General features: G+C 66.8%; 23 protein-coding genes. 19 read left to right on the top strand and 4 right to left on the bottom strand.

Annotated features, from left to right (window positions below):
* The first annotated feature begins 1636 nt into the window (after positions 1 to 1636).
* The 8 genes from fliK to fliR all read left to right on the top strand — a co-directional run bounded on the left by fliK (position 1637) and on the right by fliR (position 7163).
* A complete protein-coding gene (gene fliK / locus CON76_RS08130; RefSeq protein ID WP_145995387.1) occupies positions 1637 to 2701 on the top strand; it encodes a flagellar hook-length control protein FliK in 1065 nt (354 codons plus the stop codon).
* Positions 2702 to 2888: 187 nt separating this feature from the next.
* Positions 2889 to 3401, top strand: coding sequence for a flagellar basal body-associated FliL family protein (locus CON76_RS08125; protein WP_101102859.1), 513 nt, complete (start codon positions 2889 to 2891; stop codon positions 3399 to 3401).
* Positions 3402 to 3441: 40 nt separating this feature from the next.
* Complete coding sequence (gene fliM / locus CON76_RS08120) at positions 3442 to 4449, top strand: flagellar motor switch protein FliM (protein WP_101102858.1); 1008 nt, start codon at positions 3442 to 3444, stop codon at positions 4447 to 4449.
* Positions 4439 to 4849, top strand: a complete 411-nt coding sequence (gene fliN, locus CON76_RS08115) for a flagellar motor switch protein FliN (RefSeq protein WP_101102857.1) — start codon at positions 4439 to 4441, stop codon at positions 4847 to 4849. The genes fliM and fliN overlap by 11 nt, the downstream gene beginning before the upstream one ends.
* A gap of 13 nt (positions 4850 to 4862) precedes the next feature.
* Positions 4863 to 5288 (top strand): flagellar biosynthetic protein FliO, encoded by a 426-nt coding sequence (locus CON76_RS08110; RefSeq protein WP_101102856.1) that lies wholly within the window; start codon positions 4863 to 4865, stop codon positions 5286 to 5288.
* On the top strand, positions 5285 to 6076 hold the full coding sequence (gene fliP / locus CON76_RS08105; RefSeq protein WP_101102855.1) for a flagellar type III secretion system pore protein FliP: 792 nt from the start codon (positions 5285 to 5287) through the stop codon (positions 6074 to 6076). The genes CON76_RS08110 and fliP overlap by 4 nt, the downstream gene beginning before the upstream one ends.
* Positions 6077 to 6098: 22 nt before the next feature.
* Positions 6099 to 6368, top strand: a complete 270-nt coding sequence (locus CON76_RS08100; RefSeq protein WP_101102854.1) for a flagellar biosynthetic protein FliQ — start codon at positions 6099 to 6101, stop codon at positions 6366 to 6368.
* A 12-nt stretch (positions 6369 to 6380) separates the two neighbouring features.
* Entirely contained in the window at positions 6381 to 7163 is a 783-nt protein-coding gene (gene fliR / locus CON76_RS08095) for a flagellar biosynthetic protein FliR (RefSeq protein WP_240592812.1), read from the top strand.
* A gap of 57 nt (positions 7164 to 7220) precedes the next feature.
* Here fliR and CON76_RS08090 read toward each other — a convergent pair whose 3' ends face one another.
* Both CON76_RS08090 and CON76_RS08085 read right to left on the bottom strand, forming a co-directional pair.
* Positions 7221 to 7850: a response regulator gene (locus CON76_RS08090; RefSeq protein ID WP_101102899.1), complete on the bottom strand. Its 630-nt coding sequence runs from the start codon at positions 7848 to 7850 to the stop codon at positions 7221 to 7223.
* Positions 7851 to 7880: 30 nt separating this feature from the next.
* The gene (locus tag CON76_RS08085) at positions 7881 to 9023 is read right to left on the bottom strand and encodes a hybrid sensor histidine kinase/response regulator (protein WP_101102853.1); all 1143 of its coding nucleotides are present in this window, start codon (positions 9021 to 9023) and stop codon (positions 7881 to 7883) included.
* 176 nt (positions 9024 to 9199) lie between these two features.
* Here CON76_RS08085 and CON76_RS08080 point away from each other — a divergent pair, with 176 nt between their 5' ends.
* The 6 genes from CON76_RS08080 (at position 9200) to CON76_RS08055 (ending at position 15056) form a co-directional block, all read left to right on the top strand.
* Positions 9200 to 9637, top strand: coding sequence for a hypothetical protein (locus CON76_RS08080; RefSeq protein WP_420812931.1), 438 nt, complete (start codon positions 9200 to 9202; stop codon positions 9635 to 9637).
* 55 nt (positions 9638 to 9692) lie between these two features.
* A complete protein-coding gene (locus CON76_RS08075) occupies positions 9693 to 10055 on the top strand; it encodes a response regulator (protein ID WP_101102852.1) in 363 nt (120 codons plus the stop codon).
* Between the two features lie 79 nt (positions 10056 to 10134).
* Positions 10135 to 12366, top strand: a complete 2232-nt coding sequence (locus tag CON76_RS08070) for a chemotaxis protein CheW (RefSeq protein WP_101102851.1) — start codon at positions 10135 to 10137, stop codon at positions 12364 to 12366.
* A 12-nt stretch (positions 12367 to 12378) separates the two neighbouring features.
* On the top strand, positions 12379 to 13221 hold the full coding sequence (locus CON76_RS08065) for a CheR family methyltransferase (RefSeq protein WP_101102850.1): 843 nt from the start codon (positions 12379 to 12381) through the stop codon (positions 13219 to 13221).
* Positions 13222 to 13226: 5 nt separating this feature from the next.
* Complete coding sequence (gene cheD, locus CON76_RS08060) at positions 13227 to 13853, top strand: chemoreceptor glutamine deamidase CheD (RefSeq protein WP_101102897.1); 627 nt, start codon at positions 13227 to 13229, stop codon at positions 13851 to 13853.
* A gap of 21 nt (positions 13854 to 13874) precedes the next feature.
* The gene (locus CON76_RS08055; protein WP_101102849.1) at positions 13875 to 15056 is read left to right on the top strand and encodes a protein-glutamate methylesterase/protein-glutamine glutaminase; all 1182 of its coding nucleotides are present in this window, start codon (positions 13875 to 13877) and stop codon (positions 15054 to 15056) included.
* 31 nt (positions 15057 to 15087) lie between these two features.
* Here the strand turns inward: CON76_RS08055 and CON76_RS08050 are convergent, their stop codons facing one another.
* Entirely contained in the window at positions 15088 to 15915 is an 828-nt protein-coding gene (locus CON76_RS08050; protein WP_145995386.1) for a hypothetical protein, read from the bottom strand.
* A gap of 140 nt (positions 15916 to 16055) precedes the next feature.
* On the opposite strand from CON76_RS08050, the gene CON76_RS08045 reads away from it, so the two are divergent.
* The 4 genes from CON76_RS08045 to CON76_RS08030 all read left to right on the top strand — a co-directional run bounded on the left by CON76_RS08045 (position 16056) and on the right by CON76_RS08030 (position 19691).
* Positions 16056 to 17309 carry an ATP-grasp domain-containing protein gene (locus CON76_RS08045; RefSeq protein ID WP_205758208.1) on the top strand — a complete coding sequence of 418 codons (1254 nt, stop codon included), beginning with the start codon at positions 16056 to 16058 and terminating at the stop codon, positions 17307 to 17309.
* Complete coding sequence (locus CON76_RS08040) at positions 17306 to 18400, top strand: phosphoserine transaminase (protein ID WP_101102847.1); 1095 nt, start codon at positions 17306 to 17308, stop codon at positions 18398 to 18400. The genes CON76_RS08045 and CON76_RS08040 overlap by 4 nt, the downstream gene beginning before the upstream one ends.
* Before the next feature lie 132 nt (positions 18401 to 18532).
* Complete coding sequence (locus CON76_RS08035) at positions 18533 to 19468, top strand: branched-chain amino acid transaminase (RefSeq protein WP_101102846.1); 936 nt, start codon at positions 18533 to 18535, stop codon at positions 19466 to 19468.
* A 16-nt stretch (positions 19469 to 19484) separates the two neighbouring features.
* Positions 19485 to 19691, top strand: coding sequence for a zinc-finger domain-containing protein (locus CON76_RS08030; RefSeq protein WP_101102845.1), 207 nt, complete (start codon positions 19485 to 19487; stop codon positions 19689 to 19691).
* Between the two features lie 60 nt (positions 19692 to 19751).
* Here the strand turns inward: CON76_RS08030 and argB are convergent, their stop codons facing one another.
* Positions 19752 to 20654, bottom strand: a complete 903-nt coding sequence (gene argB / locus CON76_RS08025; RefSeq protein ID WP_101102844.1) for an acetylglutamate kinase — start codon at positions 20652 to 20654, stop codon at positions 19752 to 19754.
* A gap of 110 nt (positions 20655 to 20764) precedes the next feature.
* Here argB and CON76_RS08020 point away from each other — a divergent pair.
* Positions 20765 to 21964: CYTH and CHAD domain-containing protein (locus CON76_RS08020; RefSeq protein ID WP_101102843.1), on the top strand; the 1200-nt coding region annotated here is incomplete at its 3' end.

The raw sequence follows: 21964 nt of genomic DNA, 5'->3' as shown, positions 1-21964 counted from the left end.
ACCCCACAGCGGCACCCCCTCCGCACGGCCAACAGCTGCAGAACAATCAACCCGCATAGACAACACTACCGCGGCACCGGCCAACACTCCAACGCCTGTAGCAGCGACACCTATTGGTGGCACAACCTCCGCACTGCCAACCGCTGCAGAACAACCGCCCAGAGCAGACAACACCATCACGGCAGCCGCTGCGGCTACGGCCACAGTGGCACCCGCGGCCACCGCGCCTTTGCGCAATGCTCCCGCACCTGCAGGGGCTGACGCACCGGCGGCAACAACAGTCACTGGACTTCCAGAAACTCGCCTAGCCCCCGTCCGGCAAACAGACGCTCAACCGAGCGCGACACCCGCAAACGATGCCGCTGCCACAGACGTCACTGCACCTGCACCTGCACGTACAACGCCAACAGCTGCAATAAATCCGGCATCGATGCGTGCAGCAACGGCCAACACTTCAGCGCCTGTGGCTGTGACTCCCATCGGTGCCACAAACTCAGCGCTGCCAACGGCTGCAGAACAGCTGCCCAGCGCAGACAACACCATCACGGCAACCACTGCAGCTGCGGCCCCAGTGGCACCCGCGGCCACCGCGCCTTTGCGCAATGCTCCCGCACCTGCAGGGGCTGACGCACCGGCGGCAACAACAGTCACTGGGCTTCCAGAAACTCGCCTAGCCCCCGTTCGGCAAGCAGACGCTCAACCCAGCGCAGCACCCGCAAACGATGCCGCTGCCACAGACGTCACCGCACCTGCACCTGCACCTGCACCTGCACCTGCACCTGCACCTGCACCTGCACCTGCACCTGCACGTACAACGCCAACAGCTGTAATAAATCCGGCACCGATGCGTGCAGCAACGGCCAACACTTCAGCGCCTGTGGCTGTGACTCCCATCGGTGCCACAAACTCAGTGCTGCCAACGGCTGCAGAACAGCTGCCCAACGCAGACAACATCATCACGGCAGCCGCTGCGGCTGCGGCCACAGTGGCACCTGCGGCCACCGCGCCTTTGCGCAATACCCCCGCACCCGCGGGGGCTGATGCACCAGCAGCACCAACAGCGGTACGCAGTGCCGCAGCACAACCCGCGCTGCGCTCGCTGGAAGCGGCGGCGCCACCCACCACCTCGGCCCGCAGCGAGGCGTCTGGCAGCGGTGCGCGCACAGCCCCCCTGCCAGCGCCCGGCCAAGCGCTGGGTACACAAAATGCCGCCACAGCCAATCAGACCAGCAACGCCGCGCTCCAGGAAGCGCGGCCCAGCAGCTTGAATGCCAACACAAGTCCAGCCGCAACCCCGGTCACAGGTGCAGCCACAGCAGCAACGGCAACGGTAATGCAGGTCAAGCCTGCGACCACAACCGAGAGCACGCCAGCCACAGCCCCCGGGGCAGTCACCACCGCAGCCGTATCAGTCGCAGCCACAACACTGCCCAACGCAACACCTGTTGCCGAGCCCACCACGGCATCACTCGCCCCACCGCAGGGTGCGATGCCCCTTGCTGAGATCGCCCGCCCGGATATCCACGCAAATATTGAAAATAACATCAGCACAAACACCGCGACAGCACCCATTCAGCAGAACACCAGCACCAGTACCAGCACCAACGCAAATGCAAATGCAAATGCAAATGCCAGCATGATTGCCGACACCAGCCCGAGGCCGCAACCTGCGGTGCTGAACGCATGGGCACCGGTTGATGCGGCAGCGGCGGGGCGCGACACCAGCACCGTGGCGCTGGCACAGCAGCGCCGCCAGCCGTCCGGCACTGTGGCCAGCGCCGCAACGGCGTTGAACCTGCCGCCGATGGCGATTCCGGCCAGCGTGCTGTCCAACCTGCCACCCCCACAACGCAGCGGCGTGGCGGCCAGCACCGCCACCACCGTGTCGCAAGCCTGGCAGGAACGCAACCAGCAACCCACCCGCACCACACCCGCAGCACTGACCCCGCCGGGCGAGGCTCCCGCCGTGGCCGTGCCAGCCGCTGCGGGTCAGACATCGGCGCAACAGGACAACGCCAACCCCTCCGGCCAGCAGCAGCGCGATCCGCGCGAGCGCACTCCAGATGGCCTGATCAACCCCGACACCCTGCTGCGCAACACGACGCCTGAGCCACTCCCAGCTGCGCCGCTGCCCGACGCCGCCGCCAGCGCGGCACTCGCGTCCACCACGGCCACCCCCATCACCGCAGACACCCCTGCGCCCAGCGTCAGCCCCAGCCCCAGCAACGACGGGCAGGCCCGCAGCCTGGGCCAGGCCCTCAACGACGCCTTCGAGGCCCTGGACACCCAGGTGGCCTACTGGAGCGCCAACAACATCCAGCGCGCCAGCCTCAACCTGCAGGACGGCCAGGCGCAGGCGCTGCGCATTGAAGTGACGCTGCGCGACGGCAAGGCCCAACTCGACTTCCAAACCGACAACAGCGCCACGCGCGAGGCCCTGCGGCAAAACGCCGAAACCGCGCTGCGCCCGCTGCTCGAATCGCACGGGCTGGAGCTGGCCAGCTGGTCGATCGGCGCGCAGACCGCAGGCCAAGGCAACACGCCGGAGCGCCCGCCGTCCCAGCAGCCCCAGGCCACCCAGGCGCAACAGGACGGCGCACGCCAGCGCACCGGCGGCAGCGGCCAGGGCGACGACGCCCCCGCACCCCGCCCGGCACCGCGCACCCCGGCCCGCCCCGGTGGCATCGACCTCTACGCCTGACCTGCCCCGGCACAGCGGCCCCCTTGCGGGAGTGCCCAGGCAGCCGCCACAACAAGACCCATTTCAGCCCGTTTTTCAGGCTTTAGCGCGTTGTCATCGTCCGCATAATCGGGCGACATAAAATCGTCGGGACGCTGGAGGGGCCAAGGCCCTTCCGCCATTTCCTACTTCAACGTACCCAAGCACCATGGCCGCAAAACCCAAAGACGACGCAGCAACCGCCGAAAAACCCAAAAGCAAGATGATGTTGATCGTCATCATCGTGGCCGTGGTGGCGGTGCTGGGGGGTGCCGGCGCCTTCTTCATGCTCAAGGGCGGCGGCGAAGGCGAGGAAGGCGACGAGCACGCCGCCGAAGCCAGCAGCAAGAAAGGCGCCAAGCCCGAGTACATGCCGCTGGAAAGCGTGGTCGTGAACCTGGCCGACCAGGAAAACACCCGCTTTGCCCAGATCGGCATCAGCCTGCAGCTGCTCGACACCGCCACCGCCGAGGCGGTCAAGGTGGTCATGCCCACCATCCGCAACGGCATCCTGCTGCTGGTGTCGCGCCACACCGCCGAGGAGCTCATGAGCAGCGAAGGCAAGGAGCAGCTGGCGCAGGAAATTCTGGACCTGGTGCGCGAGCAGGCCAACTTCCCGCTCAATGAAGGGCGCAAGAACCCCGTGCAGGCGGTGCTGTTCTCCAGCTTCATCGTGCAATAACCCCCGTTACCACCCTTTACCCCAGCCACAGCCTGACGCCATGAGTGATGCTTTTCTGTCCCAGGACGAAATCGACGCCTTGCTCGAAGGCGTCACCGGCGAGAGCCAGAAACTTGCCAAGGAAGAAATCCAGCAAGGCGGGATCCGCAACTACGACCTGACCAGCCAGGAGCGGATCGTGCGTGGGCGCATGCCCACGATGGAAGTGATCAACGAACGCTTTGCGCGCAACTTCCGCGTCGGGCTGTTCAACTTCATCCGGCGCAGCCCTGAAATCTCGGTCGGCACGGTGCAGGTGCAGAAGTACAGCATGTTCCTGCGCGAGCTGGTGGTGCCCACCAACTTCAACATCATGGCGGTGCGCCCGCTGCGCGGCAACGGGCTGGTGGTGTGCGAGCCCACCCTGCTGTTTGGCGTCATCGACAGCCTGTTTGGTGGCACCGGCAAGTTCCACACCCGCATCGAGGGGCGGGATTTCTCGCCCACCGAGCACCGCGTCATCAACCGGCTGGTGGAGGTGGTGGCCGAGGAATACAAGAAAGCCTGGCGCGGCGTGTACCCGCTGGAGCTGGTGTACCAGCGCTCCGAGATGCAGCCGCAGTTTGCCACCATCGCCACGCCGAGCGAAATCGTGGTCAGCACCAGCTTCACGCTCGAGATTGGCGACCTGACCGGCTCGCTGCACATCTGCATCCCCTACGCCACGCTCGAGCCCATCCGCGATCTGCTCTACTCCACGGTGCAGGGCGACTCGATCGAGGTGGACCGGCGCTGGGTCAAGCTGCTGAGCCAGGAGATCCAGGCCGCCGACGTGGAAGTGGTGGCCGAGCTGGCCCGCACCGAAGCCACCATCGAGCAGCTGCTCGCGCTCAAGGTGGGCGACTTCATCGAACTCGACCGCGAACGCTACATCAAGGCCTCGGTGGACGGGGTACCGATCTTCGACTGCGAATACGGCACCCACAAGGACAAGTACGCGCTCAAGGTGAGCAACATCATACGCAGCAACGAACAAACCTGGCACGGAGATAACAGCAATGGCAAGTGACGACAACAACTCTTCCGCCGATGCCGACTGGGCACAGGCACTGCAGGAGCAGACCGGCGGCGGCATGAGCGGCGACTTTGCCGCCGCGGCCCCGCGCTTCGAGAACGCCACCGCACACAACCCCAACGCGGCGCACAACGACATCAGCATGGTGCTCGACATTCCGGTGCAGCTGTCGGTGGAGCTGGGCCGCACCAAGGTGCCCATCAAGTACATCCTGCAACTGGCGCAGGGCTCGATCGTGGAGCTCGACGCCCAAGCTGGCGAGCCGATGGACGTGCTGGTCAACGGCTACCTCATCGCGCAGGGCGAGGTGGTGGTGGTGAACGAGAAGTTCGGCATCCGCCTGACCGACATCGTCACGCCGTCCGAGCGCCTGCGCCGCGTCAGCAAGCACTGATGCGCCACACGCCATGAACGATACGGCATGGTCACTGGCCCCGGCACTGGGGCTGCTGCTGTTACTCGCCGGGCTGGCCTGGGGCGCGCACTGGCTCAAGCGGCGCCTGGAGCCCACCGGCAGCGGCCAGGGCGCCGGGGTGCGGCTGGTGTCGCAACTGGCGCTGGGGCCGCAGCAGCGCGTGGTGGTGGTGGAAGTGCAAGGCAGCCACGGCACGGTGCAGCTCACGCTGGGCGTGACGCCGCAGCACGTGCGCACGCTGCACACCCAGCACCTGCACGCCAGCGCCGCAGCGGCCAGCCCATCCGGCGCGGCCGATGCCAGCAGCGACACCGCCCCCACACCCGCCCCCGGGCGCCTGCCCAAGCCCGCCACGCCGCTGCACCAGACGGTGGCGCAGGCGCTCAAGAACGTGACCGGACGGGGCAACCTGCCATGACGACGCGCCCCCCCTCCTTGTTCCCGCGCTGGCTGGGCGGCGCGCTGCTGGCCGTGCTGGCGCTGTGCGGCCCGCAGTGGGCCTGGGCGCAGGCCGCCGCCACGGGCGGCGCCATCGGCAACGAACTGCCGCTGCTGATTGGCCAGGGCGGCGGCAGCCGCTACTCGGTGCCCATCCAGACGCTGCTGTTCTTCACCACGCTGTCGTTCCTGCCCGCCATGCTGCTGATGATGACGGGCTTTACCCGCATCGTCATCGTGCTGGGGCTGCTGCGCCAGGCGCTGGGCACGCAGTCGTCGCCGCCCACGCAAGTGATCGTCGGCCTGTCGCTGTTTTTGACGCTGTTCGTGATGGGCCCCACGCTGGACCGCGTCTACAACGAAGCCTACAAGCCCTTCACGCAAAACCAGCTCACCTTCGAGCAGGCGGTGGAGCGCGGCCAGGCGCCGCTGCGCCAGTTCATGACCAAGCAGACGCGCCAGTCCGACTTCCAGCTCTTTGTGCGCCTGGCCAGGCTGCCCGCCAGCACCAGCGCCGACAACGCACCGCTGCGCGTGCTGGTGCCCGCCTTCGTCATCAGCGAGCTCAAGACCGCGTTCCAGATCGGCTTCATGATCTTCATCCCGTTCCTGGTGATCGACATGGTGGTGGCCAGCGTGCTCATGTCGCTGGGCATGATGATGCTCTCGCCGGTGCTGGTGGCGCTGCCCATCAAGCTGATGCTGTTTGTGCTGGCCGACGGCTGGAACCTGCTGATCGGCTCGCTGGCGGCCAGTTTTGTGTTGTAACGCCCAAAGAACGAGGTTTGCCATGAACGCCCAAGACGCCCTGACCATAGGCCAGCAAGGCCTGCAGATGCTGCTGATGGTGGCCGCCCCGGTGCTGGGGGCCATGCTGCTGGTCGGGCTGCTCATCAGCCTGTTCCAGGCCCTGACCCAGCTCAACGAGGCCACCCTGACCTTTGTGCCCAAGCTGCTGGCCGCCATTGCCGTGTTTGGCGCCGCCGGGCCGTGGATGCTGATCACGCTGGTCGAGTACATCCAGCGCACGCTGCAGGCCATACCGCAGTACGCGCAGTAGGCCCGCACCGGCATGGAAGCGCCGCCCATCGCCTTCAGCGAAGCCCAGATCATGGCGTGGGTCTCGCCCATCTTCTGGCCATTTTTGCGCGTGCTGGCGGTGTTCACCAGCGCGCCGGTGTTCTCGGCCAAGGCGGTGCCGGTGCGCACCAAGGTCGGGCTGGCCTTTGTGGTGGCGCTGTGCCTGCAGCCGCTGCTGGCCAACCAGCCGCTGGTGCCGCTCAACAGCTCGGCGGCGCTGGGCGCGGTGCTGCAGCAGGTGCTGGTGGGGCTGGCCATCGGGCTGGCGGTGCGCATCGTGTTCTCGGCCATCGAGGTCGCGGGCGAAGTGGTGGGCCTGCAGATGGGCCTGAACTTTGCCGGCTTCTTCGACCCCACCACCAACTCGCAGACCAGCCCCATCGGGCGCTTCTTTGGCAACATGTCGATGCTGCTGTTCGTGGTGCTCAACGGCCACCTGCTGCTGATCCAGGCCGTGGCGGCCAGCTTTGACGCCTTTCCGCTGGGCGCCTACCCGCTGGACGCCATCCGCAGCATGCGGCTGCACGAGCTCGGCGCCCTGGTGTTCCGCTACGGGCTGTGGATTGCGCTGCCCATGATCGGCATGCTGATGTTCCTCAACCTGGTGATGGGCATCATCTCGCGCATTGCACCGCAGATGAGCATCTTCTCCATCGGCTTTCCGATGATGCTGTCGGTGGGGCTGATCGGCATCACCGCCACGCTGCCGCTCATGGACCGCCCGGTCATGGCGCTGCTGCAGATCGTGTCCGACATGTTCATCGGCGGCGGCTGAAGCTGCCGGATCCGCACAGGCCGCGGCCCAAAAAAAGCCGCCTGGCCCGGCGGCGCGTCAGACCAGCTGGTTGCGGATCGCGTACACCGTGAGTTCGGCGTTGTTGGTCAGGCCCAGCTTTTCCAGCACGCGCGCGCGGTACACGCTCACGGTCTTGGGGCTGAGCATCAGCTCCTCGGCAATCTGGGCCAGCTTCTTGCCCGAGGCGATGCGCTTGAGCGTCTGCAGCTCGCGCTCCGACAGCGCCGCGTGCAGCTCGGTGGCGGCCGGGGCGTTGAGGTGGTTGGCCAGCAGCTCGGCAATCTGGGGCGTGATGTACTTGCGTCCCTCGGCGGCGGTGCGCACCGCCGTCAGCAGCGCCGACGGGTCGCCGCCCTTGTTGAGGTAGCCCACCGCCCCGGCCTTGAGGCAGCGCAGCGCGTACTGGTCCTCGGGGTACATCGACACCATCACCACCTTGGGCGCAGTGTCCTCCTTTTGCAGCACCGCCAGGATTTCCAGCCCGCTGCGATCGGGCAAGTCCACATCCAGCAGCAGCACATCGGGCGCCTCCTGGCGCAGCACCTCGCGCAGGCTGGCGTAGCCGTCGGCCTCGGCCACCACGCGGATGTCGGTCGCCTCCATCAGGGTATCCCGTATGCCGCGCCGCACCACGGCGTGGTCGTCGCACAACACCACCTTGATCATGCACATGTCTCCATTTGATGTCCTTGTTGCTCAGGTCTCGCTGTCGTCGCCCTGGTGGGCCACGGTTCCATCCAGCGGCACCGACACGATCAGGGTCATGCCCTGGCCAGGGGCGGTCACCACATCGAGCCAGCCGCCCACGGTCTGCGCGCGCTCGCGCAGGCCCAACAGGCCAAAGGACTGCAGCTTGGCCAGATCCTGCGGCGTGGCACCGCGCCCATTGTCGGCAATTTCCAGCGTCAACACGCCCTCCAGGTCACTGACGTCGATACGCACCTCGCTCGCCTGCGCGTGCTTGAGGATGTTGGTCATGGCCTCCTGCGCGGTGCGGTAGGCCACGGTTTCGACCGCCGGCGGCAGCACCGTGCCCGCGCCCAGGCTGCCATGCACCCGCACCGCCAGCCCAGTGCGCTCGGCAAAGGTTTGCGCCAGCCACTGCACCGCCGCCACCAGGCCCTGGTCCAGCACCGCCGGGCGCAGGTTGCGCATGATGCGCTGGCTCGCGCCCAGGGCGTGCTCGGCCATGGCCAGCGCGGCCTGCACGTGGCTGCGGGTGTCGTCGTCGGTCACGCGCCGCGCAATCCAAGCCAAGTCCAGTTTAACCGCCGCCAGCGAGCCGCCGATGTCGTCGTGGATTTCGCGCGCAATGTCGGCCCGTTCGCGCTCGATGCTGGCCTGCAGGTGCTCGGTCAGGTCGGCCAGGCGGCGGCGCGATTCGGCCAGCGCCTCGGCGGCCTGGGCCTGCGCGCGCTTGGCGGCGCAGAACTCCAGCGTGCGCTGCAGCACGGCGGGCAGGCGGGTCAGGCGGTTCTTGTCCACGTAGTCGCTCACGCCGCGCACCATGGCGTCGGCCACGGTGGCCTCGCCAATGGCGCCCGAGACCAGCACGAACGGCAGTTCGCGCCCGCTGGCCTGCACCAGCGCCCAGGCGTCCATGCCCGAAAAACCGGCCAAGTGATAATCGGCCAGAATCGCGTCCACGGGCTGCTCGCGCAGCACGCGCTCGAACTCCTCCAGCGTATCGACCCAGGTCAGCTCCACGTCCAGGTCGCTGCGGCGCAGCACGTGGGCCACCAGCACGTGGTCGGCCTCATTGTCTTCCAGGTGCAGTATGCTTAAAACCGCCAAAATCAGTCCTCCAAGTGGTGCCAACCCGCACGGTGGGGCCCACATGCACAAAAAATGTCCTTTATTCTGAGCCAAGTCAAGGCCAGGGAGCCTGGCCCGATCGCTGAGGGCGTTATATTTCGCCTGCAGCTTTTGCTTACGCCCACACCCTTTTGACCATGGAACCCAACGCTAACCCGCACAACAACCGCCGCCGCTGGCCCCGGGAGGAAGTGACCGTCGTGGAACCATTGCCCGACCACCACGGCGAGCCGTCGGTCGAGATGGGGGTGTCCGTGCTGGCCGACCTGCAGGACTCGCTGCTGGTGGCCATCAACGACCTCAAGCGGCTCGAGGGCCTGCTCGATCATGCCACCAGCAACCTGCTCGACCGCTTCAACACCGCCATGGAAGTGGCCGAGGCCCTGCCCTCCAGCGAGGCCAACACCACGCTGGTGCAGGCGCTGGGCCAGGCGGTCACGGAGCTGCAGTTTCACGACATGGCCTCGCAGCTGCTGGTACACACCGGCAAGGTGCTGCAGGGCTGCGCCTACAACCTGGCCGAACAGGCCATGGAACCCGATGAAGATGAGGTGGGCACGGTGGTGACGCACATGCCCCAGCGGCCCAACCCGGTCACGCAAGGCGAAATGGACGCCGGCTCCATCGAGCTGTTCTGAGCCCCTACCCCTCGTTGCCCCACCGTTTTCAACCGTTACACACACAGGTATTCACATGCATTCGATTCTCGCCGTAGACGATTCGGCTTCCATGCGCAAAATGGTGTCGTTCACGCTGGTGGGCGCCGGCTTCAAGGTGGTCGAGGCCGTTGACGGCATCGACGCCTTTGAAAAAGCACAGAAGCAGCAGTTCGACCTGGTGCTGACCGACCAGAACATGCCGCGCCTGGACGGCATCGGGCTGACGCGCAAGCTGCGCGAGCACCCCAACTTCAAGAACACCCCGATCCTGATCCTGACCACCGAATCGAGCGACCAGATGAAGCAGGCCGGGCGCAGCGCCGGGGCCACCGGCTGGCTGGTCAAGCCGTTCGACCCCACACGTTTGATTGAAGTCATCCACAAAGTGATCCGATAAAACGCTGAACCCATCCCTTTGGCCCGGCAGCCGCGCGCGCCCCGGCCGCCCCCTTAGGCATTTTTGAAGAGCACCGCCCATGGCAGACGATAAAAACGACGGCTTTGACTTGACCCAGTTCTACCAGATCTTCTTTGAAGAGGCGGGAGAAAACCTGGAGTCGATGGAGCAACAACTGCTCAACCTCGACCTGGAGACGGTGGACGACGAAGAGCTCAACGCCATCTTCCGTTGCGCCCACTCCATCAAGGGCGGTGCCGCCACCTTCGGCTTCGAGGACGTGGCCGAGCTGACGCACCAGATGGAGTCGCTGCTGGACAAGCTGCGCCGCCACGAGCTCGTGCCCACCCTGCCGATGGTGGACGTGCTGCTGGAGGCCTCCGACGCACTCAAGGCGCTGCTGGCGCGCCACCAGGGCATAGACGGCGAAGTGCCCGAGACCTCGGGCCTGGTGGGCCGCATCCGCACCCTGGCCACCGGCGGCAGCGTGGCACCGGCACCCGCCCCAGCTCCGGCCGCCCCCACCCCAGCGCCCGTCCCCGTGCCCGCCCCGGCCCCCGCTGGGGGTGGCATGCCTGCGCCCAGCGCACCGGGCCAGCTGCGCACGCTGCAAGCCGTGCTGGGGCCGCTGGAGCGCCAGGAACAGGCCGACCCGATCAAGGACCTGTTCCGCGACATCGAGGGCCTGGGCACCATCCTGTCCGAGCGCCAGGACAACAGCTACAAGATCTACGACATCCAGACCAGCAGCAGCAACGACGACTTGCTCGACCTGTTCTCGTTCCACGTCTCCAAGGACAAGATCGGGCTGTACGACGCCAGCGCGCCCGCCACCGCCCCATCCGCCGACACAGCAGTGCCGGCCACTGCCGACGAGCCCGAGTTCAGCATGGAAGAAGGCTTTGGCCTGTTTGCCGGTGCGCCGGGCAGCCCCATCGCCTCCACCGTGCTCACGGCCAGCGGCGCCCAGGTGCCCAACGCCGACCTGGTGCAGGGCTACGGCCTGTTCCCCGGCGCGCCGGGCAACCCGCACAGCGCACCCGGCCAATCGGCCAGCGCGTCCACCAGCGCGCCTGCGGCCAGCGCCAAGGCCAGCAGCCCCGCCAAGGCCGGCGCCAAGCCTGGCAACAGCGCCGCGCAGCTCGAGACCAGCACCCTGCGCGTGTCGGTGAGCAAAATCGACCAGCTCATCAACCAGGTGGGCGAGCTCGTCATCACCCAGGCCATGCTGGCGCAAAACAGCCGCGCGCTGGACGCCACGCTCAACCAGCAGCTGCTGTCGGGCCTGGCCGACCTGGAGCGCAACACGCGCGACCTGCAGGAATCGGTGATGTCGATCCGCATGATCCCGATGTCGGTGGTGTTCAGCCGCTTCCCGCGCATGCTGCGCGACCTGGCGGGCAAGCTGGGCAAGAAGGTGGAGCTCGTCACGCACGGTGAGGCCACCGAGCTCGACAAGGGCCTGATCGAGAAGATCACCGACCCGCTGACCCACCTGATCCGCAACAGCTGCGACCACGGCGTGGAAATGCCCGATGTGCGCCTAGCCGCAGGCAAGCCCGAAACCGGCACCATCACGCTGTCGGCGGCGCACCAAGGCGGCTCGATCCTGATCGAGGTGCGCGACGACGGCAAGGGCCTGTCGCGCCAGAAGCTGATCGAGAAGGCCATCTCCAAGGGCATTGACGCCTCCGAGGACATGGCCGACCAGGACGTGTGGCAGCTCATCTTCGCGCCGGGCTTTTCCACCGCCGAGGTCGTCACCGACGTCTCAGGCCGGGGCGTGGGCATGGACGTGGTCAAGAAGAACATCTCCTCGCTGGGCGGCACGGTGGAAATTGACTCCTCCGAAGGCTTTGGCATGAGCGTCAAGGTGCGCCTGCCGCTGACGCTGGCCATCATGGACGGCATGACGGTGCGCGTGGCCGACGAGGTCTACATCCTGCCGCTGTCGTCGGTGGTGGAATCGTTCCAGGCCAAGACGACCGAGATCAACACCGTGGCGCAGGACGCCCGCCTGGTCAAGGTGCGCGACGAGTACATGCCGGTGTTCGAGATCGACCGCGTGTTCGACGTGCCGCGCGCCACGGTGGACGAGAGCGCCAACAGCATCATGGTGGTGATCGAGTCCGACGGCTCGCGCGTGGCGCTGATGGTGGACGAACTGCTGGGCCAGCAACAGGTGGTGATCAAGAACCTGGAGTCCAACTACAAGAAGGTGCCCAACGTCTCGGGCGCCACCATCCTGGGCGACGGCAGCGTGTCGCTGATCCTGGACACGTCGGCGCTGGTGCGCCGCATGCGGCAGTAAGGGGGCACGTGCATGATGCAGGTCGAGGCCGACAGCATTCCCGAGGGGCGCGAGTTCGTCTGGTCCAACGCCGACTTTGCCCGCATCAAGGCGCTGATCTACCAGCACGCGGGCATCAGCCTGCACGAGGGCAAGCATGCCATGGTGTACAGCCGCATCTCGCGCCGCCTGCGCGAGACCGGCCACACCAGCTTCAAGGCCTACCTGGACTGGCTGGAGAGCAAGGCGCAGCCCGAGGAGTGGCAGGAGTTCGTCAACGCCCTGACCACCAACCTGACCTCGTTCTTCCGCGAGAACCACCACTTCGTGGAGCTGGACAGGCTGGTGCGCGCCGGCCCGCCCGGTCACGAGTGGAAGGTCTGGTGCAGTGCGTCCTCCACCGGCGAGGAGCCGTACTCGATTGCCATGACCCTGGCCGACGCGCTGGGCGTCAACGGCAAGTTCCGCATCTGGGCCAGCGACATCGACACCAAGGTGCTGGAGACGGCCGCGCGTGGCGTCTACAAGCTCGACGCGCTCAAGAACGTGGACCAGGCGCAAAAGCAGAAGTACTTCATGAAAGGCACCGGCGCCAACAGCGGCCTGGCGCGCGTCAAGCCCGAGCTGCAGCGGCACCTGCAGTTCATGACGCTCAACCTGATCGAGGACAACTGGGCGCTCAAGGAAACCTTCGACGTGGTGTTCTGCCGCAACGTGATGATCTACTTCGACAACGCCACCCAGCGCCAGGTGCTGGCCCGCATCCACCGGCTCATCAAGCCGCAAGGCACGCTGTTTGTGGGCCACGCCGAGAACTTCAGCGACGCCCGCAGCCTGTTCACGCTGCGCGGCAAAACCGTTTACGAAAAAGTGTGACCGCCATGCACAACAGTGCCGCCCACCTGCAGACGCTCAAGACCCGGCCCCGCAAGCCGGGCGAGGCCTCGTTTTTCTTCCACGACCAGCACTTCCGCTACAACGCGGTCAAGGTGCTGCCAGGTGAATACTTTGTCACGCACGAGGACATTGTGGTGATGACGGTGCTGGGCTCGTGCATTGCGGCCTGCATCTGGGACTCGCAGCTGCGCGTGGGCGGCATGAACCACTTCATGCTGCCCGAAGGCGGCGGCGACGTGTCGGGCCGCTACGGCTCCTACGCCATGGAGCTGCTCATCAACGAGCTGGTCAAGCTGGGCTCGACGCGCCAGAACATGCAGGCCAAGGTGTTTGGCGGCGGCGCCGTCATCTCGGGCTTCACCACCATGAACGTGGGCGAGCGCAACACCAAGTTCGTGCTGGACTACCTGGCCACGGAGCGCATTCCGGTGGTGTCCAAGGACGTGATGGACATCTACCCGCGCAAGGTGGTGTTCTTCCCGGTCACGGGCAAGGCCATGGTCAAGCGCCTGGCGCACGCCCACCCCGACACGCTGGAAACCCAGGAACGCCTGGGCAACGCGGCCAAGGTGGCGCGCTCGACCGCCGGTGGCTCGGTGGATCTGTTTTGATTTTGAGTGACTGACGGCGGCATGAACAAGATACGCGTGGTGGTGGTGGACGATTCGGCGCTGGTGCGCAGTCTGCTGGCCGAAATCATCAACCAGCAACCCGACATGGAGTGCATCGGCGCGGCCAACGACCCGCTGGCCGCGCGCGAGATGATCCGCGAGCTCAACCCCGACGTGATCACGCTGGACGTGGAAATGCCCAAGATGGACGGGCTGGAGTTCCTGTCGCGCCTGATGCGGCTGCGCCCGATGCCGGTGGTGATGGTCTCGACCCTGACCGAGCGTGGCGCCGAAGTCACCCTGCGTGCGCTGGAGATGGGCGCGATCGACTTCGTGGCCAAGCCGCGCCTGGGCGTGGCCTCGGGGCTGCGCCAGCTGGGCGACGAGATTGTGGAGAAGATCCGCATTGCCAGCCAGGCGCGCGTGGCGCGGCTGGTACCCGCCGTGCCCGCACCCAGCGCCAGCGCCCCGGTGCGCGGCGCCGCCACCATGGCCACCGCGCTGGCCAACGCGGCGGCGGGCCTGCCCAGCGGCACACGCAGCAGCGCCACACCGCCGCCAACGGCCAGCAGCGTGGCCTCGCGCCCGCTGGCGCGCCTGTCCACCACCGAGAAGGTGATCTGCATTGGTGCCTCCACCGGCGGCACCGAGGCCGTCCGCGAGGTGCTGCTGGGCCTGCCCGCCGACTGCCCCGCCATCGCCATCACCCAGCACATGCCGCCGGGCTTTACCGCCAGCTTTGCCGCGCGCTTGAACAGCCTGTGCCCGATGGCGGTGAGCGAGGCGCGCCACGGCGAGCGCATCCTGCCCGGCCACGCCTACATTGCCCCCGGCGGCAAGCAGTTCCGGCTGGAGCGCAGCGGCGCCAACTACATGGCGGTGGTGGAGGACGCCGAACCCGTCAACCGGCACCGCCCGTCGGTGGAGGTGCTGTTCAAGTCCGCGGCGCAGGTGCTGGGCCCCAACGCCTACGGGGTGATGCTGACCGGCATGGGCGGCGACGGCGCCACCGCCATGAAGGAAATGCGCGATGCGGGCAGCTACAACATCGCGCAGGACGAGGCCAGCTGCGTGGTGTTTGGCATGCCACGCATGGCCATCCAGGCCGGCGCCGCGCACGAGGTGCTGCCACTGGGCAAGATTGCGCGCGCGCTGATGAACCGCATCCAGAGCAGCGGCGGCGGGGTGCGCTACCGCATCTGAGGCCCGCTGCACGGCCCGCACCCGAGCCCGCTCAAATGGCGGCGTTCAGCGTCGTGCCCGGTGGCGGTGGCTCGGTGTCGGGCCAGCGCTGGGTCTTGGTGTAGGACTCGGTGGCGCTGCGGATGACGGCATCGCGCGCGGCCGCGCCCAGGTCGGCCAGCGGGGCGGGCTTGTCGCTGGCGCCGGCCAGCATGGCGGGCAGCGCGGCCTTGCGGTCGGTGACCAAAGTGCGGCCCGTGGCGGCGGCACCCGCCTGCTGCGCGTCGGTGGTGCCGGTGGTGTCGGCGACCTCGCCGCTGTCGGCACCGTCCTCGCTGCGGCGGATGGCGCTGGCCTGCTCGGTGGCGGCCTGCGCAGCCACCGATGCCACGCTCTGCCAGGTGTCCACCACGGTGCGGCTGGCCTGCCACAGGTTGGACAGGAAGTTGTCGATGCGCTCCTGCTCGGCCTTCTCCTGCGGCGTCTGGCGGGGCTTGGGCAACTGGCCGGGATAGGCGGGCTGCTGTCCGTTGGCCTCGGCGATGGCGTCCGGGGTGGCAGCATCTTGCGGCTGGCCACGTGGCGGTTGCGCCAACGCCTCGGCGGGCAGCAAGCCGTTGCGCTCAGGCGCGGCAGCGTTGCGGTACATGTCCGCTTGCTCGGACTGCTGGGCCGGATCCACCGGCGGCAGGGTGCTGAGCGACACCGGACGGGCCAGCAGCGCACCTTCCAGCGCGGGCTCAGCACTGGCACCGGCGGCCTGGGCACTGCCGACGTCCAGCGTGGCGCTGGGCTTGATGGCCGACACCACCGGCGGCCTGGTCACGGGCAGGGGCTGCTGCGGCCACGCCCCACCGCGTACAGAGACAACACTCAACATAGCACGCTCCTTGCACTGTTTCTTGTAGGAATAAGCTGGGAAATTGGGGGTTTATTTTCAGGCCTTCGCAGCGGGCAGAACACAGACTACGGATTTAGGTAGGTAACATTGGACTCCCTAGTCCGCTTGAACCCTGCGCCGTGACCGTCCCCACCCTGCCCCCCTCCCCACCGCCGCCCGCCGCCCCACCCCACCGCCTGATCGGGCTGGCGGCGCTGATGCGCCAGAACGTTGCGGGCCAGGTGATGGCACCGCTGGCGCAGGCGCTGATCGAACAGGCCAGCGCCGACCCCACCAACGCCTGCGCGCTGCTGGACGCCAGCGTGATCCTGCAGTTCTACGGCAACCAACCGCTGGCGCGCCAGCTGCAGGACGAGGCCCTGAAAATCCAGCGCCATTATCGGCAACCCAGCAGCCAGCACGCACGGTTGCGCCTGCTGGTGCTGATGGCCCCCGGCAGCCTGGAAGTGAACGTGCCGCTGGAATGCGTGCTGGAGCACAGCGACATCGCGCTGCACCAGTACTACCTGACCCACCCCGACGACGACCTGGCCCTGCTACCCGAGCACGATGTGCTGTTCGTCGCCATCTGCGAAACCGAGGCCAACCGCCCGCTGCTGCAGAAGCTGGCCACAACGTTGGCCAACTGGCCGCGCCCCGTGCTCAATCGCCCGCAACACATCCCGCGCGTGGCACGCAACACGGCATCGGCCTTGCTGGCTACCTTGCCGGGTGTCTGCATGCCCCCCAACCTGCGCCTACCACGTGCCCAAGTGCAAACGCTGGCCCAGGCCGATGGCGCCACACAGGCGCAGGCGCTGGGGCTGGCCTTTCCGCTGCTGGTGCGCCCACTCGACACCCATGCAGGCAACGGCCTGCACAAGGTCGATACCCCCGCTGCGCTGGCCGAAGTGCTGGACACCCTGCCCGACGCTGAACTGTTCGTGGCCCCGTTTGTGGATTACCGCAGCGCCGATGGCCAGTTTCGCAAGTACCGGGTGATGCTCATCGGTGGCCAGCCCTATGTGGCACACGGGGCTATCTCCAGCCACTGGATGATCCACTACGTCAACGCGGGCATGGACGACAACGCAGCCAAGCGCGCCGAAGAAGCCGACTTCATGGCCAGCTTCGACACTGGCTTTGCCCAACGCCACGCCGCCGCCTTTGCCGCCATGCAGCAGGCGCTGGAGCTGGACTACTGGGGGATGGACTGCGCCGAAATGCCCGACGGGCGCTTGCTGGTGTTCGAGGTCGATACCGCGATGGTCGTCCACGCCATGGATCCGGTGGAACGCTACCCCTACAAGCAGGCCATCATGCAGCGGCTGTTTCAAGCCTTCCGGGCTTTTGTGTTCCAGCAGGCGGGCATTGCCACCGAGGCCACCCCATGAACAACGAATGGAACTTCTCGGGCGGCCCTGGCGTGTTGCCCACCAGCGTGCTGCAACAGGCCCAGCAGGCGATTGCCGAGGTGCCCGAGGTCGGGCTGTCCATCCTCGGCATCAGCCACCGCTCCGACTGGTTTGCCGCGGTGGTGGCCGAGGCCGAAGCCAACATTCGCCAGCTGCTGGGCCTGCCCGAGGGCTACGCGGTGCTGTTCCTGCAAGGCGGGGCCACGCTGCAATGGAGCATGATCCCCATGCTGCTGCTGCGCGGCAGCGGCAAAAGCGCGGACTACCTGCGCACCGGCTACTGGAGCGCCAAAGCCCTGCCCGAAGCCGCGCTGGAAGGCCCGGTGCGCCTGGCCTGGGACGGCAGCGCCAGCCACTACCACCGCCTGCCGCACGGTGAGGAAGCCGTGTACGACCCCCACGCCGCCTACCTGCACTACGTTAGCAACGAGACCGTGGAAGGCATCCAGTTCCACCGCGTGCCGGGCTGCACCGGGGTGCCGCTGGTGTGCGACATGTCGTCGGACTTTCTCTCGCGCCCCATTGAGGTGGAACGCTACGACATCATTTACGCCCACGCGCAAAAAAACCTCGACCCCGCTGGCGTGACGGTGGCCATTGTGCGCGAGGCCTTGCTCGAACATGTGCCCAGCGGCATCCCCGCCCTGCTGGACTACCGCACCCACCTCAAGGCCAAATCGATCTACAACACGCCGCCGGTGTTTGCCATCTACGTGGTGCTGTTGGTCACGCGCTGGCTGCGCGACCACGTGGGCGGGCTGGCCGCCATGGACAGCATCAACCAGCGCAAGGCGCAGCGGCTGTACGATGTGCTCGACACCCACCCAGAGCTGTACGCGGGCTGGGCCGACCGGCGCGACCGCTCGCTGATGAACGTGGTGTTCAAGCTGCCCACGGCGGCGCTGGAGCAAGCCTTTCTGCAACAGGCCGAGGCCGCTGGCTTTAGCGGCCTGCACGGCCACCGCTCGCTGGGCGGCGTGCGCGCCTCCATCTACAACGCCATGCCCGAAGCGTCGGTGCAGGCGCTGTGCGACTTTATGCGCGGTTTTGCGCACGCCCACGCGGCGTAACACAGCCCGGGGCGGCTCAGGGCGCCGCCCTGCCACAGCCGGGTGCAAGACCGTAGAATGGCGGGTTGCACAGTTACTCTCCCGCTCACCCCCACCGCCGGGGGTTTGTTGTTACGTTTAAAGGTACACAAGATGTCCGTGATTCCCTCGATGGCCGACCGCGACGGCAAAATTTGGATGGATGGCCAACTGGTCGACTGGCGCGATGCCAAGATCCACGTCCTGACCCACACCATGCACTACGGCTGCGGCGTGTTCGAGGGCGTGCGTGCCTACAACACCGTCAACGGCCCGGCCATCTTCCGCCTCGAAGAGCACACCGACCGCCTGTTCAACAGCGCCAAGATCCTGCGCATGAAGGTGCCCTTCAGCAAAGAAGAGATCAACGAAGCGCACAAGGCCGCCATCTGCGAAAACAACCTCGACAGCGGCTACATTCGCCCGCTGATTTGGATTGGCGACAAAAAACTGGGTGTCAGCCCCAAGGGCAACACCATCCACGCCATGGTGGCCGCTTGGGCCTGGGGCGCGTACCTGGGCGAAGAGGGCATGAAGCGCGGCATCCGCGTTAAAACCTCCAGCTACACCCGCCACCACGTCAACATCACCATGACGCAGGCCAAGGCGGTGAGCAACTACACCAACTCCATCCTGGCCAACACCGAAGCCACCGACGAAGGCTACGACGAGGCCCTGCTGCTGGATGCCTCCGGCTTTGTGAGCGAAGGCGCGGGCGAGAACATCTTTGTCATCAAGAACGGCGTGATCTACACCCCCGACCTGTCGGCCGGTGCGTTGAACGGCATCACCCGCAACACGGTGTTCCACATCGCCAAGGACTTGGGGCTGGAGATCGTGCAAAAGCGCATCACCCGCGACGAGGTCTACATTGCCGACGAGGCCTTCTTCACCGGCACCGCCGCCGAAGTGACCCCGATCCGCGAACTCGACCGTTTGGAAATTGGCGCGGGCAGCCGTAGCCCCATCACCGAGAAAATCCAGACCGCGTTCTTTGACATCGTCAATGGCCGCAACCCGAAGTACGCCCACTGGCTGACCAAAGTCTGAACCGGAGCCCCGCACCATGAGCCAAGCTGTAATTGAACTGTCGGCCAAAGACCTCAACGGCCACGGTGGCGTGTTCTGCCCGAACCCGCTGGCCGACATGAAGCTGTGGAACAGCCACCCCAAGGTGTACCTGGACGTGGCCAAGACGGGCGAGGCGCGTTGCCCCTACTGCGGCACGGTGTACAAGCTCAAGGACGGTGAAGTGGTCGGCCACGGCCATTGATACCGCCGACCCCACCCGCAACGGTCGCCACTGGCAGTCAGGGCGACCGTTTTTTTACGCTCAAGCGGCGCGGATCATGGTGCCGTTGGCGGTGTTGCTCAGCACCTCCAGCAGCATGGCGTGCGGCACACGGCCATCAATGATGTGAACGGCCTTCACGCCGCTCTTGGCCGCGTCCAGCGCCCCCACAATTTTGGGGATCATGCCGCCCGAAATGGTGCCATCGGCCACCAGTTCGTCGATGCGCTGTGGTGTCAGGCTGGTCAGAAGCTGGCCTTGCTTGTCCAGCACGCCCGAGATGTTGGTCAACATCAGCAGCTTTTCGGCCTGCAGCGCCTTGGCCAGGCTGGCGGCCACCACGTCGGCGTTGATGTTGTAGCTCTCGTTGTGCTCGCCAAACCCGATCGGGCTGACCACCGGGATGAAGTCGGCGGCTTGCAGCGAGCGCAACACCTCGGGCTGGATGGAGACGATATCGCCCACCTGGCCCACGTCGTGGAACACACTGGGGTCGTTCTGGTCGGCCAGCTGGAGCTTCTTGGCGCGGATCAAACCACCGTCGCGCCCCGTCAGGCCCACGGCGCGGCCACCGGCCTGCTGGATGCGGCCCACCACATCTTGCTGCACCTCGCCGCCCAGCACCCACTGCACCACTTCCATGGTTTCGGGGTCGGTCACGCGCATGCCCTGGATGAACTGGCCCTGCTTGCCCAGGCGCTTGAGCAAGCCTTCAATTTGCGGGCCGCCCCCATGCACCACCACCGGGTGGATGCCCACCAGCTTGAGCAGCGCCACGTCTTCGGCAAAGGCCTGTTGCAGGGCGGGGTCGGTCATGGCGTTGCCGCCGTACTTGATGACCATGGTTTTACCGTGGTAGCGGCGCAGGTGCGGCAAGGCCTGGGCCAGCAAGGCGGCGTGGTCGCGCGGCGCAACCGCGCCCAGATCGGAGGCAGAGTGTGTCATGTCAGCAAAAAAAAGAAGGGACGCGGCAAATTGTGCCGGAAATCCGTGACAGCCCGGCGTTGTCACGGGTGCGTCATCCACAACCCCAATGGCTGTGCGACACTGTTGCCATGACGAAAAACGCTTTGCCTTCTTCGACCGCCGCTGAAATTGAACTCAAGCTGCTGCTGCCCGGTGCGCAGCCGGGCAAGATCGAGGCCCTGCTGGCGCGCCAGCCGCTGCTGGCAGCCCAGACAGCGCAACGGCGCTGGTTGTGGAACCGCTACTTCGACACCCCGGAGCTGGACTTGCAGCGCCAGCGCGTGGCTTTGCGCGTACGCCGCAGCAGCACGCAGGCCAAGAGCAGCGGCAGCGACACCTGGGTGCAAACGCTCAAGACCGCTGGCCAGTCGCAAGGCGGCCTGAGCCAGCGCGGCGAATGGGAAACCACGGTGGCCGATGGCGAGCTCAGCACAGCCGCCCTGGCCGAACTGCCCGCCTGGGCCGAGCTCGACCCCGACAGCGCCTGGCTGGCGCGCCTGCAACCCTGCTTCGAGACCCGCTGCCGCCGCAGCACCTGGCGCGTGACGCACCACGACGGCAGCGTGGTGGAAGTGGCCCTGGACGTGGGCGAGATTGCGGCCGCGGGCCAGAGCCTGCCGCTGCTGGAGCTGGAGCTGGAACTGCTCAGCGGCCAGCCCGGTGCGCTGTTCGAGATGGCGCAGACGCTGGCGCAAGCGGTGGCGGTGCTGCCTTGTGATGTCAGCAAGGCCGAACGCGGCTACGCGCTGGCCGAAGGCAGCGTACACGCCCCGGTGCGCGCACGCGCGCTGCCCCTGGGCAAAAAGTGGGGGCCGCAACGCGCGGCCACACTGGTGCTGGGCGAGGTGCTGGAACAGTTCACGCGCAACCTGGCCGCACTGTGCCACGCCGACCACCCCGAGCTGGTACACCAGGCGCGCGTGGCGTGGCGGCGCTGGCGCAGCGTCGAGCGCCTGCTGCGCCCGTGGCTGCCGCACACGCTGGACCGCACCCCGCTGCGCCCACTGCTCGATGCGCTGGGCGCCCTGCGCGACCTGGATGTGGCCCACACCGACACCCTGCCGCTGTGGGCCGATGCCTTCACCGCCCACAACGCCAGCAACGCCAACGTGCTGCAACAGGCGCTGGACGCACTGGAACAGGCCAGCGTGCAACAGCGCACCGCCGCGCGCCAGCTGCTGGCCACCCCGGCCACCGGGCTGGCCCTGCTGGCCTTGGCGCAATGGCTGCACGGCATGAGCGCCACCCCGGCCCAGCCCCCCGCGCCGCGCGACTGGGCACACGCCCGC

The sequence above is a fragment of the Macromonas bipunctata genome (assembly GCF_002837135.1).
Lineage (GTDB): Bacteria > Pseudomonadota > Gammaproteobacteria > Burkholderiales > Burkholderiaceae_C > Macromonas_A > Macromonas_A bipunctata.
The sequence above is the reverse complement of the archived record's forward strand: the minus strand, read 5'-3'. Positions and strand labels throughout refer to the sequence as shown.